The sequence below is a fragment of the Planctomycetota bacterium genome (genome assembly GCA_021414025.1).
Taxonomy (GTDB): domain Bacteria; phylum Planctomycetota; class Phycisphaerae; order Phycisphaerales; family SM1A02; genus SYAC01.
In genome coordinates this window covers 369,341-384,837 of sequence record JAIOPG010000002.1, presented here as the reverse complement: position 1 = coordinate 384,837, position 15,497 = coordinate 369,341, and the positions used below count along the sequence as shown (strand labels likewise).

The 15,497-nt window shown below is 64.4% G+C and carries 14 protein-coding genes; 5 read left to right on the top strand and 9 right to left on the bottom strand.

All coding sequences use genetic code 11. The features are described 5' to 3' along the window. The first annotated feature begins 42 nt into the window (after positions 1-42). Genes bamD through ftsH form a run of 3 tightly spaced genes read left to right on the top strand, consistent with a single transcriptional unit; the run spans position 43 to position 3,878 of the window. Positions 43-1,251: an outer membrane protein assembly factor BamD gene (gene bamD, locus K8R92_02360; GenBank protein ID MCE9618733.1), complete on the top strand. Its 1,209-nt coding sequence runs from the start codon at positions 43-45 to the stop codon at positions 1,249-1,251. Next, positions 1,248-1,802, top strand: coding sequence for a hypothetical protein (locus K8R92_02355; protein MCE9618732.1), 555 nt, complete (start codon positions 1,248-1,250; stop codon positions 1,800-1,802). The genes bamD and K8R92_02355 overlap by 4 nt, the downstream gene beginning before the upstream one ends. Before the next feature lie 18 nt (positions 1,803-1,820). Continuing rightward, complete coding sequence (ftsH, locus tag K8R92_02350; protein ID MCE9618731.1) at positions 1,821-3,878, top strand: ATP-dependent zinc metalloprotease FtsH; 2,058 nt, start codon at positions 1,821-1,823, stop codon at positions 3,876-3,878. Between the two features lie 69 nt (positions 3,879-3,947). On the opposite strand, the gene K8R92_02345 is transcribed toward ftsH, so the two are convergent. From K8R92_02345 to K8R92_02330, 4 genes are all read right to left on the bottom strand, one after another. Then, positions 3,948-5,306, bottom strand: coding sequence for a 2-oxo acid dehydrogenase subunit E2 (locus K8R92_02345; protein MCE9618730.1), 1,359 nt, complete (start codon positions 5,304-5,306; stop codon positions 3,948-3,950). A 12-nt stretch (positions 5,307-5,318) separates the two neighbouring features. Beyond that, the gene (locus K8R92_02340; GenBank protein MCE9618729.1) at positions 5,319-6,293 is read right to left on the bottom strand and encodes an alpha-ketoacid dehydrogenase subunit beta; all 975 of its coding nucleotides are present in this window, start codon (positions 6,291-6,293) and stop codon (positions 5,319-5,321) included. 14 nt (positions 6,294-6,307) lie between these two features. Further along, positions 6,308-7,474 (bottom strand): pyruvate dehydrogenase (acetyl-transferring) E1 component subunit alpha, encoded by a 1,167-nt coding sequence (pdhA, locus tag K8R92_02335; protein MCE9618728.1) that lies wholly within the window; start codon positions 7,472-7,474, stop codon positions 6,308-6,310. A gap of 122 nt (positions 7,475-7,596) precedes the next feature. After that, positions 7,597-9,960 (bottom strand): PDZ domain-containing protein, encoded by a 2,364-nt coding sequence (locus K8R92_02330; protein MCE9618727.1) that lies wholly within the window; start codon positions 9,958-9,960, stop codon positions 7,597-7,599. 294 nt (positions 9,961-10,254) lie between these two features. Here K8R92_02330 and K8R92_02325 point away from each other — a divergent pair, with 294 nt between their 5' ends. Then, the gene (locus K8R92_02325) at positions 10,255-10,893 is read left to right on the top strand and encodes a hypothetical protein (GenBank protein MCE9618726.1); all 639 of its coding nucleotides are present in this window, start codon (positions 10,255-10,257) and stop codon (positions 10,891-10,893) included. Here the strand turns inward: K8R92_02325 and trpE are convergent. From trpE to K8R92_02310, 3 genes are read right to left on the bottom strand one after another with little or no spacing between them, the layout of a single operon-like run. Further along, positions 10,882-12,396 (bottom strand): anthranilate synthase component I, encoded by a 1,515-nt coding sequence (gene trpE, locus K8R92_02320; protein ID MCE9618725.1) that lies wholly within the window; start codon positions 12,394-12,396, stop codon positions 10,882-10,884. The two genes, K8R92_02325 and trpE, sit on opposite strands and share 12 nt — an antisense overlap. A gap of 10 nt (positions 12,397-12,406) precedes the next feature. After that, positions 12,407-12,904, bottom strand: coding sequence for a crossover junction endodeoxyribonuclease RuvC (gene ruvC / locus K8R92_02315; protein MCE9618724.1), 498 nt, complete (start codon positions 12,902-12,904; stop codon positions 12,407-12,409). A 10-nt stretch (positions 12,905-12,914) separates the two neighbouring features. Then, complete coding sequence (locus tag K8R92_02310) at positions 12,915-13,670, bottom strand: YdjY domain-containing protein (GenBank protein ID MCE9618723.1); 756 nt, start codon at positions 13,668-13,670, stop codon at positions 12,915-12,917. 283 nt (positions 13,671-13,953) lie between these two features. Here K8R92_02310 and K8R92_02305 point away from each other — a divergent pair, with 283 nt between their 5' ends. After that, positions 13,954-14,733, top strand: coding sequence for a 6-carboxytetrahydropterin synthase (locus K8R92_02305; protein MCE9618722.1), 780 nt, complete (start codon positions 13,954-13,956; stop codon positions 14,731-14,733). 56 nt (positions 14,734-14,789) lie between these two features. Here K8R92_02305 and K8R92_02300 read toward each other — a convergent pair whose 3' ends face one another. Together K8R92_02300 and K8R92_02295 are read right to left on the bottom strand one after the other, a co-directional pair. Beyond that, positions 14,790-14,987 (bottom strand): CDGSH iron-sulfur domain-containing protein, encoded by a 198-nt coding sequence (locus tag K8R92_02300; protein MCE9618721.1) that lies wholly within the window; start codon positions 14,985-14,987, stop codon positions 14,790-14,792. A gap of 38 nt (positions 14,988-15,025) precedes the next feature. Beyond that, positions 15,026-15,493, bottom strand: a complete 468-nt coding sequence (locus tag K8R92_02295; protein ID MCE9618720.1) for an acetolactate synthase — start codon at positions 15,491-15,493, stop codon at positions 15,026-15,028. Between the last annotated feature and the right edge of the window lie 4 nt (positions 15,494-15,497).

The following is a 15,497-nucleotide window of genomic DNA, read 5'->3' as shown; positions in this document are numbered from 1 at the left end:
TCGGGAATGATCCGTCGGCTTCTAGGACACCGGGGCATAGCGATGCTTGTCATCGCCGCCTCGATGCTTGCCCTGGGCGAACGCGCCGCAGGCCAGATGGACTACACGCTGGATGATTTCGACCGCTGGAAGCCCTCCGAGGCCCCCTCACCGGTCGACGAGCAGCTTCAGCAGGCGAGGATCGCGCTGGCCAACGGCGACGCCTCACGGGCCCTCAACCTCTCCGAGAATTTCCTCGAGAACAATCCCCTGGGCCAGGGCCGCTCCGATGCCTTCCTGATCCAGGGCGACGCGCAACTGGCGCTGGGCTACGAGTACAAGGCGCTCTTCTGCTACGAGGACGTGGCGCGGCGGTATGCCATGAGCGCGGCCTTCATCCCCGCCCTCGAGCGCGAGTTTGAGATCGCCAAGGCCTATGCCCATGGATTGAAAAAGCGCTTCATGGGCACCTTTCGCTGGATCGACGCGGGCGACGATGCCCAGGAAATCCTCATCCGCATTCAAGAGCGCCTGCCCGGAAGCGAGCTGGCCGAGAAGGCCGGCATGGAGCTCTCCGACTACTACTTCCGCATCCGCGACATGCCGCTGGCCGCCGATTCCTACGACTTGTTCGTGCAGAACTATCCGCGCTCCAAGCAGGTGAACAAGGCCAAATTGCGCCTGATCTACAGCTACTACGCACAGTTCAAGGGACCGCAGTACGACGCCAGCGGATTGCGCGAAGCCACCTCCCGGCTCAAGCAGCTCCAGGCGGACGACCCGGCGCTGGCCCAACAGATCGGCGCCGAGGCGCTGCTGGTGCGCGTCTACGAGAGCGAGGCGGCCAAGTTGCTGCACAACGCGCGCTGGTATGAGAGCATGGGGGACTTCATCTCCACCGAGCTGACGCTGCGCTCGCTGGTCAAGCTCTATCCCAAGTCGATTGCGACCATCACCGCACTCAAGATGGCTCCCGGCATCGTGGCGAAATTGCCGGAGGGCATCGCCAAGAACTGCCCCAACTACGCTGAGCTCGAGGACGCCCTGATCGGTACGCCCAAGACGGGCGCTTTTTCGGAGCCGACGGGAGTGCTCCCGAATCCCGAGGCGCCGCTGCCGGACACCGCCCAGACTGCGGATGAAAAGCCCGTCGCCGGCGCTGAGCTGCCGCCGGAGGACCAGATCAAGCCCGCCCCGCAGCCCGTTCCTCAGGGTGCCACCGGCACTCCGACCGCTCCGCCGCCAAATCCAACACCACCGCAACACACGTGAAATTTGTATCCGCCGATTTCCTTCGTCATGGCCTGGCCTTGCCCCTGCTCGTCTGCGCGACGTTGGTTTATTCCGTCGCTCCGGGCTGCGCCTCGTCAAATTCCAAGGGAATGAAGGGTGGAAGTGTGCTTCCGAGTAAATATCACACCATCGCCGTGCCGATATTCGACAATGCGACCCAGGACCGGGAGATGGGATTTCAGTTGACGGAAGCCCTTCAGAAAAGACTCCAGCAGACCACCCCCTACACCGTGACCCACGACGGGCGGGCCGAGACGATTCTGCGCGGCAAGGTGACCGACGTGAAGCTTTCCCAGATGAGCCAGAGCGTGGCGACCGGCCTCTCCGAGGAAGTCGCCTACACTGTGACGCTGGACTGGGACTGGGTGGACGTGAAGACTGGAAAGTCCATCACGGCCCGCCGCGGATTCACCTCCAGCGGCGTGGTGGTGACAAGCCGGTCGCAGGCGGAGCCCCTGGACCTGGCCCGCTTCGAGGTGACCCAGCGGCTCGCGGACGACATTGTGGCGAACCTCCAGGCCGATTGGTGAACCATGCAGGATTTTCAAATGAGCGAACCCAACTCTGACCCGAACACGATCGCCTTCGCCTCGAAGAAGAAGCCGGAGAAGAAATTGAAGAAAATTGATCCACCCACTCCCGGCTCCTCCGGCCCGCCGATCAAGCCGCGCCGCCAAAGCGTGACCTGGTTCACCCTGGGATTGCTGGCGCTGCTCATTTGGATCGTCATCAACGGCAGCTCGACTCGCGGCAGGGCCTTTGACACTTGGCAGGAATTCATGGTGTACGCCAAGGAGGGCAAGCTGGAGCCCAAGTCGGTGGTGATCCTGAACGACCGAATCGTTGCGGAAGTGAAGCCGAACACCAAGGGCTTTGCCGAGCAGTTCGGCGACAAACCGGCTCCGGTGTACGTGTCCATTGCTCCCACGGCCATCGAGAAGTACATGAAGAACCTGGACGAGGCAGGGATTCCCTACCGCGTCGACGTGGGCACGAGCACCTTCGCGCAGATCGCCATGACGATCCTGCCGACGCTGATCATCCTCGGCATTCTCTGGTTCCTGCTCTCGCGCAGCATGCGCAACGCGGGGGGCGGACCCGGCGGCATGCTGGGCAATTTCGGCCGCAGCAAGCACCGCGTCAGCAACAAGGAGATGGCCCACACCACTTTCGCGGATGTGGCCGGCATCGACGAGGCCAAGGAGGAAGTTTCCGAGCTCGTCGAGTTCCTCAAGGATCCCAAGCGATTCCAGCGCCTCGGTGGGCGCATTCCCCGCGGCGTGCTGCTGGAAGGACCTCCCGGCTGCGGCAAGACGCTGCTGGCCAAGGCCATCGCCGGTGAGGCCGAGGTGCCCTTCTTCTCGATCTCGGGAAGCGATTTTGTGGAGATGTTCGTGGGCGTCGGCGCCAGCCGCGTGCGCGATCTCTTCAAGCAGGCCAAGGACAATTCTCCGTGCATCATCTTCCTGGACGAGGTGGACGCCGTCGGCCGCAGGCGCGGCGGCGGATTCACCACCGGCGGCCACGACGAGCGCGAGCAGACCCTCAACGCGATCCTGGTCGAGATGGACGGCTTCGACGCCAATGACCAGGTCATCGTGATCGCGGCCACCAATCGCGTGGACGTGCTCGACCCGGCGCTGACGCGGCCCGGCCGCTTTGACCGCACCGTGGGCGTGCAGTTTCCCGACGTGCAGGGACGCCGGCAGATTCTCGCCGTGCACGCCAAGAAGGTGAAGATGGGTCCGGACGTCAACCTGGAGCGCATGGCCCGCAGCACGCCGATGTTCAGCGGCGCCGACCTGGCCGCCATCATCAACGAGGCCGCGATCCTGGCCACCATGCTCGACAAGGACTTCATCGAGATGACCGACATGGAAGAGGCCCGCGACAAGATCCGCTTCGGCCGCGCCAAGAAGAGCCGGCGCATCGAGCAGCAGGAGCGCGTTGCCACCGCCTATCACGAGTCGGGCCACGCCATCCTGCAGGTGCTGCTGCCCGACGCCGATCCCCTGCACAAGGTCACCATCATTCCGCGCGGGCAGATGCTGGGCGTCACTTTCAGTTTGCCCGAAAAGGACCGCTACGGATTCTCGAGGAAGTACCTGCTGGCGACCATGCGCGTGCTCTGCGGCGGTCGCATCGCCGAGGCCCGCCAGAACGGCGACGTCTCCAGCGGCGCCGCGATGGACATCAAGATGGCGACCGCCTACGCGCGGGCCATGGTGCTCGAGTGGGGCATGAGCGAGCGGCTCGGCTTCGTGCGCTACGCGGGACAGGATTCGCGCGAATCGTTCATTCCCGAGCGCGACTTTTCCGAGGACACCGCCAAGATGATCGACGAGGAGATCCGCCGCCTGATCGACGACGCCTTCAAGGATGCTCAGCGGATGGTGCACGACTCCTGGGACAAGATTTCGGCGCTGGCCGAGGCCCTGCTGAAATACGAGACCCTTCAGGTCGAGGACGTGCAGAAGATCATCCGCGGCGAGGCCTTCACTCCGCCGACCGTGGTCGAGATGCTCTCCGCGACGACCACGCCCCCCGTGTCACCAAAGCCCGAGCCGCCGGCCCCCGACATCGGCGTGATGCCCAGCCCCGCCTGATCGCTCCGTTTTTTGTGTGGCTGCGACCCGCTTGATCGCCTTGGATTCTTGCTGCGCCCGCCCCGCGAATCACACCAGCAGCGTGGCCGGATTTTCCAGCAGGTGCTTGAGCGTGTTCAGCCAGCGCGCCGCCATGGCCCCGTCGATCACGCGATGGTCCAGCGACAGCGTCGCGGTCATCTCGTAGCCGATGGTCAGCTCATCGCCGCGCACCACGGGCTGCTTCAGGGCCGCGCCGCAGGCGAGGATCGCCGAGTTGGGCGGGTTGATGATCGCGGTGAAGTGCTCCACCCCGAACATGCCCAGATTGGAGACCGTGAAGGTGCTCTCCGACATCTCCTCCGCCGAAAGGCCGCGGGTGCGGGCCTTCTCCGAGAGCGCCTTGGTGTCGCTGGAGATGGTGCGCAGGCTCTTGCGATCGACATCGCGGATCACCGCGACCAGCAGTCCGCCGCCCTTGGACTCGTCCAGGGCCACGGCCACGCCGATGTTGACCTGCTGATGCATGAGGATCCGGTCGCCGGCCCAGCTGGCGTTGACGTAGGGATGCTTGGCCATCGACAGGGCGCAGCCGCGCACGATGAAGTCATTCACCGAGAGCTTGATCTCCTGCTCGGCGAGATCCTTGTTGAGTTGCTCGCGCAGGGCCATCAGCCGGTCGAGCTCAAACTTCATCGAAACCTGGTAGTGCGGAATGGTGGTCTTGCTCTCGACCAGTCGCTTGGCGATGGTCTGCCGCATGGAGCTGACGGCGACCTCGGTGCTCTGCAGTCCCGCCATCACCAGGCCCGTCGATCGGGCGGTCGGCGTGACCGGCACGGCCAGGGATCCGGTGGTCGCGTGCGCCGCGGTCGACATGGAGGAGCTCTTCGCCGCGGCGGGCTTGGAACCGAGATTTTCCAATGCGTTGAGCACATCGCGCTTGATGATGCGGCCGCCGGGGCCCGAGCCCTTGAGGCCTGAAAGGTCGACGCGCTCCTGCTCGGCGATGCGGCGGGCCACCGGGCTGACCCGGAACTTCGCGCCGCCCACCTCAAGCTCCTCGTCAAGTTCGATGTCCGCCGGAGCGGCTTGGGGAATCCCCGGCCGGGCCGCGCTGGTTGCGGCGGGCGCGCTGCGCACGGCGGTTGGCGTCGCGGCCGGGGCGGTTGCGACGGGCCGCGCCGTCGGCGCCGCGTCATCGCTCTCGCCATCTTCCAGAATGATCGCGATCTCGGTGCCCACCTTGACCTGCTGCCCCGCGGGCACCAGCAGCTTGGAGATGCGCCCGTCGTCGAAGACCGGCATCTCCATGGTGGCCTTGTCGGTCTCGATGTCGGCGACCACCATTCCACTCTTCACCGCGTCCCCCTCCTTCACGTTCCAACGGACAATCGTGCCCGATTCCATGGTGTCCGAAAGCCGCGGCATGGTGACGGAGATGGGCATCAGGGGATCCGCTCAGGCATTGTAGGTGGCGCTGCGGACCGCCTCGCAGATCTTGCGGGCGTTGGGCAGGTACTCCTGCTCCAGGTTGAATGCGTAGGGCGCGGGCACGTCCTCGGTGTGCACGCGGTGCACGTGGTTGTCCAGGTCGTCGAAGCAGCGCTGATGGATCTGGGCGGCGACCTCGGAGCCCGGGCTGCCGAAGCTCCACGACTGGTCGACGACGACGAGGTTGGAGGTCTTCTTGACCGAGCGCACGATGGCACCGATGTCCAGAGGCCGGATGGTGCGCAGGTCGATCACCTCGCAGGAAATGCCCTCCTTGGCCAGGGCCTCCGCGGCCTCCAGGCAGAAGTGCACGGGCCGGCCCCATGAGGCGATGGTGCAATCGGCGCCGGCGCGGCGCACTCGGGCCTCGCCAAACTTCACGAGCACGTCCTCGCCGACGGGCACTTCCCCCTTGAGGCCAAGCAGTCGCTCGCTCTCCAGGAAGAACACCGGGTCGTCGTCGCGGATCGCGGTCTTCATCAAGCCCTTGGCGTCGTCGGGCGTGGCGGGGATCGCCATCTTGATGCCGGGCACGTTGGAGAAGAGGCCCTCGACGCACCAACTGTGCGTGCTGCCGAGCTGGCCGCCGGCTCCGTCATTGCCGCGGAAGACGATAGGGCAGCCGAACTGCCCGCCGCTCATGAAGAGCATCTTCGGCGCGTTGTTGAGGATGGGATCCGCCGCGACCAGGCTGAAGGACCAACTCATGAACTCGACCACCGGGCGCAGCCCCATCATCGCGGCGCCGATCGCCATGCCGGCGAATCCGCTCTCGGAGATCGGCGTGTCGATGACCCGGCGGGCGCCGAACTCGTCCAGCATGCCTCGGCTCACCTTGTAGGCGCCGTTGTACTCGGCCACTTCCTCGCCGATCAGCATGACCCGCGCATCGCGGCGCATCTCCTCGCTCATGGCGTCGCGGATGGCGTCGCGGAATTCCATCTCCTGGGTGGCGGTCACAGCAGGTCCTCCCCCTCGCGGGTGGCGCGGAAGGTGGGCGGATTCTGGGCGCCGCCATACATCTGCGGTTCGCTCGTGCCGGTGTAGCGGCCCCAGGGCTCGCGGTAGACATCGTGATAAAGATCAGTCAACGGAGGCACGGGGCTCTGGTCGGCGAACTGCACGGCGTCGCGCACTTCGGTCTTGACGTCCTTCTGGGCTGCCTTGATCTGGTCGTGGGTCATCGCCCCCTGCTCAAGCACATATTTCTCGAAGATGCCGATCGGGTCGCCCTGCTCCCAGACTTCCTCCTCGTCGCGGGTGCGGTACTTGCGCGGATCGCTCATCGAGTGGCCCTTGTAGCGGTAGCAGCGCATGTCGACGAAGGCGGGTCTGCTGCGCTCGCGGCACTTCTCGACGACATCCTTCATGCCGTGGTAGACCTCAAGCAGATTCATGCCGTCGATGACCGAGGCGTCGATGCCGTAGCCCAGCGCCTTGGAGGAGAGGTCGTGGCTTTGCGTGGTGCCGCGGTGGATGCTGGTCCCCATCGAGTAGCCATTGTTCTCCACCACGTAGACCACCGGCAGGTCCATCAGGCCCGCCAGGTTCAGCGCCTCGTGGAAAGAGCCCTGGTTCAAGGCGCCGTCGCCCAGGAAGCACATCGTGACCCGCGAGGATTTGCCCTTGTTGATGACCTCGTCCTGGTACTTGGTGGCGAAGGCGAGCCCGGCGCCGAGCGGCGTCTGGGCCCCGACGATGCCATGCCCGCCGAAGAGATTGTTGGCCTTGTCGAACATGTGCATCGAGCCGCCCTTGCCCTTGGCGCAGCCGTCGACGCGGCCGAACATTTCCGCCATGCAGGCGCGGGCGGTCATGCCTCGGGCCAGCGCATGGCCGTGATCCCGGTAGGCTGTGACCAGCGGATCCTCCGGCTTCAAGGCGGCGACGCAGCCGACCGCGACCGCCTCCTGCCCGATATAGACGTGGCAGAAGCCGCCGATCTTCTTGTCCTGATAGGCCTGCATGCAGCGGATCTCGAATTCGCGAATCAGCACCAGCTCGCGGTACCAGGCGCGCAGCAATTCCGCGGCGGGCGCGGGCCGATTCGCCGCGCGGCGCGGGACGGGCAGTCCGCCGTGAACATCGTGGGAAGGTTTGCCGTCGGTGGTGGGCGTGGGCATGGATCGTTTCCGCGGAACGAATCCATTCAGGATCCGCGGGGAGCCCCACGTTATAGGGGAGGCGGCGCTTTCAAGCAACGGTCCGCCGAAAAGGAAGTGAAAAGAGCCGAATCCGGCCCTGGTTACGGGCTCGCGGTTTCCTTGGTGACCTTGGGTGCCCCCGCCACTTCCGTGGCGGTGGTGTCCTTGACCACGCGGGCGCGAACGGCCAGCAGGGCCATCTCGAGCTGCGGGTCAAGGCCCTTGGTCAGCAGATCGGCGGGATCAGGACGCGGCTTGGCCTTTGGATCGTCGGCCGCCGGAATCGTGTCCGCCTTGATTCGAAGTTCGGTGGACTTGTCCATCTGCTCCGGAGTCATCTTGGTCAAAAGGTCCGGGTTCACGCCCCAATCGCTGGAGCCGGGCTTCTTGTGAACGAGACGTCCATGAGTCTGGCCCGCCTCCGGTGGAAGCACATAGTGCTGCGTGGTGATCTTCACCGCCGCCTGCTTGCCGCGGTCGGCCAGCGGATTGACTTCCTGCACGCTGCCCTTGCCGAAGCTGCGCTCGCCGACGATGACGGTCTTGTCATAGGCCTGCAGGCAGCCGCTGAGAATCTCGCTGGCGCTGGCCGAGGACTGGTTCACCAGCACGGCGACCGGAAGATCCTTCAGCTCGGCGCGGTTGGCCTCGGCCTTCTTGCTGGAGGTGGCGATGCCGAAGCGATTCTCGGTGGAGACCAGCTCACCCTCTTCGACCCAGAGGTTGCAGAAATCGACCGCCGATGAGAGCAATCCGCCGGGATTGCCGCGCAGATCCAGGACCAGCCCGTTGAGCTTGCGCTCGGAGCGCATCTCCTTCAGGGCCGCCAGGAAATCCTCGAAGCTGTCCTCGTTGAAGCTGGTCAGACGAACGTAGCCGATGCCCAGCGCCGGATCCACGTACCAATCCCAGGTGGGATCGCCGCGCTCGGACAGGCTCTTCTTGTTCCAGCCATTCACGGAGCGGATCTTGATGCTCTCGCGCTTCAACGCGACATCGAAGGGCTCAGGGCGATCGGCGCGACGAATGGAAAGCGTGACCACTTCCCCTTCCGGGCCGGTGATCAGATCGACGGCCTTGTTCAGGGCCCAACCCGTGGTGCTGTTGCCGTTGACCGCGATGATGCGGTCGTTGGGCTTGATGCCGGCGCGCGAGGCGGGCGAACCTTCGAGCGGATTGATGATCTGGATGTCGCGCTTCTCGTCGTGGCGGATCATGATGCCGACGCCGACGAAGTTGCCATCCACCTGCTGGCGGAAGCGCCGCAGCGACTCCGGCCAGATCAAGGCGGAATACTGGTCTTCGAAGCGCCGCGAGAGGACGCCCATGGCCCCATCGCCGAACTCATGCAGGACGACTTCCTCGGGCAGCCCGACCGTGCTCTCGTTGGCCGCGAGCAGTTCGTTGATGACCTCGCGGAAGAGGACTCCGTTGGCGGATTCGCGGGTGGCCGCGGCGACGCGGGCCGAAACCTTGTCGATCGTTGCGAGCCACGCGGCGCGCTTGGTGGCGTCGCCCAGTCCCGGGAAGCTCTCCTGGCATTCCTCGGTTGTGGCCAGCAGCTTCAGGTTTTCCACGCCGCCCTCAAGCAGTGGCTGCCATCCGCCACTCTCGATGTGCTCGGTCGCAACCTTGCGGAGCGCCTCCTTGAGCATCCCCAGCGAAATTCCCTGGAGCTGATCTTTCCAGCTGTCCACCAGCGCGGGGTTGTATTCGGGGAAATCCTCGGTGGCCTTGGCGGTCAGGTCGCCCTCGGGATCGTTGGGATCCTCGGTCTTGGCGTCAGCCTCCTTGGTTTCGCTCTTGGGCTCCATCGCCTCCATCGCCTTCAGTCGTTCGTTCTGCTTCTTGCGCAAGTCGTAGAGATGCTTGGGCGCGTACTCCGCAAGCAGCTGCACGCGGTCGCCGCAATCATCCAGTTGGTCGCTGAGACGCTTGAACTCCATCGCGTCGCCGCCATCCTCGTGCAGCGCCCGCAGGCGGAAGAGCATTTCCTGGGCGAGCAGCCAGTCGGAATCCTTGAGCGCCTCCAGGTACTTGGCCTGGCCCTGGGCTTGAAGCTTGCCGATGGCTTCGCTCTTGAGCTCGCCCTTCCAGGCTTCGTTGTCCTGAAGGAATTTCAAATTGGCGGCGGCCACCATGGCCTTGGTGAGGTTGCCTTTGGCAAGCTCGTCGCTGATCTCCTGGCGGCGCTTGGCGATGGATTCCTGGCGGACTTTTTCCTGCTCGACCTTGTGGGCGTTGTGTTGGACGATCGCTTCCTGCAGCGCTTTGAGCGAGCCCTGGCTGCTGGTCGGTGCGGTCGCCAGCGCCTTTTCGAAACCATCCATGTCCGCCTTGCGGGCCGCGTCCCACGCCGTGTCGCTCCACGTGGCGACGTTGTTGGTCGCGGTCTGAAGGGCGAACGAAGCGGAGACCACGGTGACCAGGGCCACCATCGACAACATGCGGAGAGGCGATTTCATCGTTGAAAATTCCTTGGTTTGAGCGAAGTGTCTTCTTTCTATACTTCGGCCCAGTTCGACCGTGTGTTGAAAATTAGCCTTGAGAATTCCGACAATTGCTTCCACAGGTCAACGGAGCATCAGCACCGTGCGATTGGACTTTGTGATCGTCCGACAGCGTCACTATTCTAGGTCCGCAAACACCTTGCGTCGCGCCCTTTCAAGAAAAATTCATTGAAACCCCCCGCTCCAATCCAGTCCCCGGCCGAGGCGCTCGCCAGTTTCGTCTCGGCTTCAGGAACCTTTTCCACGGGAATGTGGCTTCTGCTGCCGCTGGCGGTCGGAGCGATGTGGTGGCCGATGTTCGGCGGCGTCGCGGTGGTGGTCCTGGCGATGAGCTGCTGGTTCCGCTGGATCGGAATCCGCGAAATCAAGCGAGGTTTTGCCTTGGGCGGCATCGGTGACGAGTTCGGCTGGCTGCGCGTCTGGCAGGTGATGAATTCGATCAACGCCGGAGGCGGGCTTGCGGTGGCCATCGGCGTGCTCATGACCAACGGGGCTTCGTTCCCTGAGGAAGGCAAGGCTTTGCTGGTCTCCGTGGAAAATGTCTGGTTCGTGCTGCTGGTGCTGGAGCTTCTGGCCGCGACGCGAATGATCTCCTCGGTCGCCGTCTGGCTTGAGTCGACCTGGGTCAGCATTACCCAGGCCATCGTCGCGTGCCTGCTGCTTTTTTCACTCGCGCTGCACTTTGTCATCCGGTGGATGCCCAGCGACCCCGCCGACTCCAATGCCGTGACGCTGGCCCGGGCCGCCGCAATCCTGGTCGCCGCCGCCTGCGGCCTGGTCGCCATCTGGTGGATCGCCGACGGAGTCAACCGCATGTCCCTGGCCCTGGCCGACGAGATGAGCGAGGAAGCTCCGACCGCCGGCAAGGCAAGCGATTCAGCTTCCTGAAAATGCGTCTTCGGCCAGATCCATGGCCCGGCCCAGGCCGGCGGCCTTGGACATGGTCTCCTGCCACTCGGTCGCGGGATCGCTGTCGAGCACCACGCCCGCGCCCGCCTGCAGATGGACGGTCCACGGCGCGCCAGGCTTTCGATTGGTGGGCATGACCATGGTGCGCAGCGAGATCGCCATGTCCATCGATCCGTCGAAGCCAATCACGCCGATGCCGCCCGCATAGGGGCCGCGGCGCACCGGCTCAAGCTGGTCGATGATCTGGATGGCGCGGATCTTGGGCGCGCCCGAGACCGTGCCCACCGGCAGCGTGGCCCGCAGCGCGTCCCAGGCGTCCAGCCCCATGCCCAGCTCGCCGGTGACGGTCGAGGAGAGATGCATCACGTGGCTGTAGCGCTCGACATCCATGCAGCGCTCGACCTGGACCGAGCCCGACTCGCAGACGCGGCCGAGATCATTGCGGCCAAGGTCGACGAGCATGATGTGCTCGGCGCGCTCCTTCTCGTCGGCCCGCAGTTCAGCCTCCAGTTTCGTGTCGAGCTCCGGCGTGTCGCCGCGCGGGCGCGTGCCCGCCAGCGGCCGGCTCACCACGGTCCGGTCGCGCACGCGGCAGAGAATCTCGGGGCTTGAAGCCGCCAGAATGCAACCGGAAGCCTGCAGGTAGACCTGATAGGGACTTGGATTGACGATGCGAAGGGCGCGGTAGATCTCGAAGGGATCGATGGCGGTTTCGCGCTCGAGCCGCTGCGACAAAACGATCTGGAAGGCGTCGCCGGCAACGATGGCCTGCTTGGCCTTCGCGACGGCGCCTTCGAATTCGGCGCGGCTCATGGAACTCCGCGCGGGCGGCTTGGGCGGGACGCGGAGATCGATGTGGATCTCGCCTGTGGGCAAAGCGGGGCGTTCGCGGAGCAGTTCAAGCTTGAGGTTCTCGATCGCCTCGTCCGCCGCCGTCCGCGCCGCGGCTTCCGATCCATGCTCGCCCAGAGGCCGGGCCACCACGCAGTCGAGCGTGCGCGTGGCGTGATCGAACACCACGACCTGAAGGTAGAGGCCCATGTGCATGTCGGGAAGGTGGCGGTCGTCCCTGGGTGCATTCTTGAAACTCAGGGCCTTGGGCTCGAGCCATCGCACTGCGTCGAAGGAGAGGAACCCGACCCAGCCACCGTGAAAGGCCGCCGGAATCGCGCCGCGTGAAAACGGCTTCCAGTCCGCGGTGATCTGCCGCGGAATCTGCAGCGGATCCGCGGCTTCAAGCCGCTTCTCCAGCGTGCCATTTCGAAGCACCTCAACCGCATTTTCCCGGGCGATGACTTCCTGCGCCGGCCGCGCTCCCAGCATGGAGTAGCGGCCGATGCCCCCGCTCTGCTCCACGCTCTCCAGGAGAAAACTTGGCGCGTTGCGATCGTCCGGTGCCACCAGGCGCCGGTAGGCAAGCACCGGCGTCAACTGATCCGAGGGGATGCGCCGACACTGGATCAGAAGATTGCCGGCGGACATGAGGGTGAGATTAGCGGGACTTTCCCGGGCCCGAGAGTCGGCGAGCCGCGGTCAGTGCGATCGCCATGGCGTCGCTGGCGTCGTGCGGGCCCTTGAGCGTGCGCAGTCCGCACTGCGCCATCACGGCGCGGCGCACCTGCTCCTTGGTGGCATTGCCCCGGCCGGTGACGGCGCGCTTGACTTCGGCGGGGGCGAACTCGGCGATCTCCAGGCGCCTTTCCGCAAGCGTGGCCAGCAATACGCCGCGGGCATGGCCCATGATGATGGCGGTCTGCGCGTGCTTGACATGGCTGAAGAGGCTTTCCACCGCGGCGTGGTCGGGCTTCAAGTCCGCAAGGACCTCGAGCAGCTCGGTGCGGATCTGCAGCAGCCGCGCGTGCAGCGGACCCGTGGTGGCGATGCGCAGCACGCCGGCCTCAATCAGCGACGGCTCGGCGCGGCGCGAATCGACCTTGACGCAGGCGTATCCCGTGCGGCGCAGTCCGGGATCGATCCCAAGAATTCGCATCGGACCAATCCTACGGCTTGGCCACTTTCAGGATGAGGAGCACGTCGCTTCCCTCGGGAGGCATCTCGCGCGTCTTCGCCTGCCAGCGCGGCTCGGAGACCATCGCCTGGTCGGGAATGACTTTGGAGTAGCCGATCACCTCGTCGCTGAAAGTCACGAGTCCCACGATGGAGCCGGATACATCCGCCGCATAGCGCTGACCGCCGCGGCCGTCGCGCTCGAAGCGGCTGCCCGCAAAGACGAATGCCTTCGAATCGAAGGTTTCCTTGTGACGGGCATCCTCAACCCATTCACCCAGCGGAATGCGTCGCGTCTCGCCGCGCAGGGTGTACTGCACCTCGACGTCAACGGGAGAGCCGTCGGGCGGCTCCAGCCGGAGATCGTTGGCGGTGCCGGGCACGAGCGACCACTTGCCGGGATGGCCGGCCCGCGCGTTGGCCGCCAGCAGCGCCGCGTGGATGCTGGAGGCGGGGACCGAGACCACGACCAGCGATTCATGCTCGCGGCTTCCCTTTCCGCAGACCAGTTGCTCGAGAAAGCCCTGGCGAAGGGCGATCTGCCCCTGCACGCGGATCTCCCCCGCGGCACGGTCGATCGACAACCCCTTGGAAAGAATGATTTCGGCGGGCGCGGCGGAAGTCGCGGCGAGCGTTGTGTCGGAGTCGCTCTTGGCGGGTTGTGCATTGGGGCTGCAACCTGCCGCGGCGGCGAGCACACTTGCCAGCGCGAAAAGAAATCCTGGAATGCGGGTTTTGATCTGGCTCATGGACTTGAAATCCGAGGTCCAGAGTAGGAGAAATAAAAAAGGCCCGACGGAGGCAAGCCTCACGTCGAGCCCTTCCGGGGGCTTGGTAAGTGAAAGATCCTATCCCTGCTACGCACCATGGTTCAACGGTGTGAATCACATTTATCGCAATTTTCAAAATTCTTCACTTGAGCGAAACAATTGATCGCCTCAAGAGAGTGAATCGACTCGATTGATGAGGGAGTTCTCGTCCGCACGAGCGATAACGAATTCATTCTGATCGCCATCTGGTTATTCTTGAAGCATGCTGCTGTGCCGAACGGTTCGATTCGCCCTCTCTCCCGTTCACCCCGTCGAACTAACTTCTCCCAGATCCAACGCTTACGCCGCATGGCCGACCGCCGAGGGCTGGCACGCCCATGTCTCCCTTGAGATCGCGATCGCCGGCGAGCCCGATCCTCGCACCGGTTACCTGATTTCCATCCAGGAAATCGATGACATCGCCCGGCGAACCGCCCTGCCCCTACTGGATCGATCCTTTCGCGAGGGCGGTCACCAGGCCCTGGTTCTGAAGCCGGTCGCCGAGGCCTTGAAAAAGGAATTGCCCTTTCCGCTCCGGTTCCTGATTCTCCACCAAAGCCGCTTTCTTTCCTTCCAATATGAGGACTCCATGCCCAACCACGCCACCCTGACCCAATCCTTCGAGTTCGCGGCCAGCCATCGGCTTCATTGCGACGACCTGGATGCCGCCGCGAACCAGAGGATCTTCGGCAAGTGCAACAACGCCGCGGGGCATGGCCACAACTACCGCCTTGAGGTTTCGGTGCGCTCACCGATCCAGGATCCGCCGACTTTCAGCCTGACGCAGTTGGAAAAGGCGGTGCGGGAGCACGCCATCGACAAGCTCGATCACAAGCACCTCAACACGGATGTGGCGAGCTTTGCCAAGACCAATCCCAGCGTGGAATCGATTGCCCGGGTCTGCCACCAGTGGATCGTTGATCCCGTCAAGAAGCTCGGCGGCGAGCTGGTTCGGGTTCGGGTCTGGGAAACCGAGAAGACCTCGGCGATCTACCCCGGCTGAAGCCCGGATCAGCAGCTCGGCTCAGGGCCGAACCACGCAAGGGCTCCAACGGACGATCACTCCGGGATTTCGACGCGCTGGTGCTCGGCGTCATAGACGAAGCACTTGCCCTCGGGCTCGTCGCGGCACTTCTTGTGACTCGCGTCGCAGAAGGGCGGATTCTTGGTGAGGCCGCAGGCGCAGATGAAGATGGGCTTGTCCTGGGGCTCGATCTTGATCGGGCCGGTGGCGGTCATGCGGACTTTGCGTGCCATGTGCGTTGCTCCTGGTTGAAAAAGTGCGCGACCGTGAATCAGACGAGGTCTTCTTCGCCCAGCAGGCGGAAACCCTTGCGGAGCAGGATCTGGCCGGCGAGCGTGAGGTCGTCCACCGCGATCGCCACCGTGGGCGCCTCCTGCTTGCGCATCATGACGGGATAGGCGAAGCGGATGTTGAGCTCGGCGCCCAGCAGGTGCAGGCAGAGATTGGTGAGGCTCTTGCCCTCGGGCAGCTCCACCACCAGCAGGTCCACTTCGCTGAAGGTGAATTGGTTGCTGCGCAGCACCACGCGGGCGGCGTCGGCGTTGTTGAAGATCAGACGCACAACGGCATGGTCGCTCGAGTCCAGGATGCTGAAGGCGGCCAGATTCAGACCCGATTGGTCATCGCATTTCTGCAGCAGATCGAGCAGCTTGCCCACCTTGTTGTCCAGGAAGACGCCGAACTGGCGCACGGATGGCGGGGTGTACCCCTGTTCAGTTGGCGTGGGTGAGAGGCTCATGCGA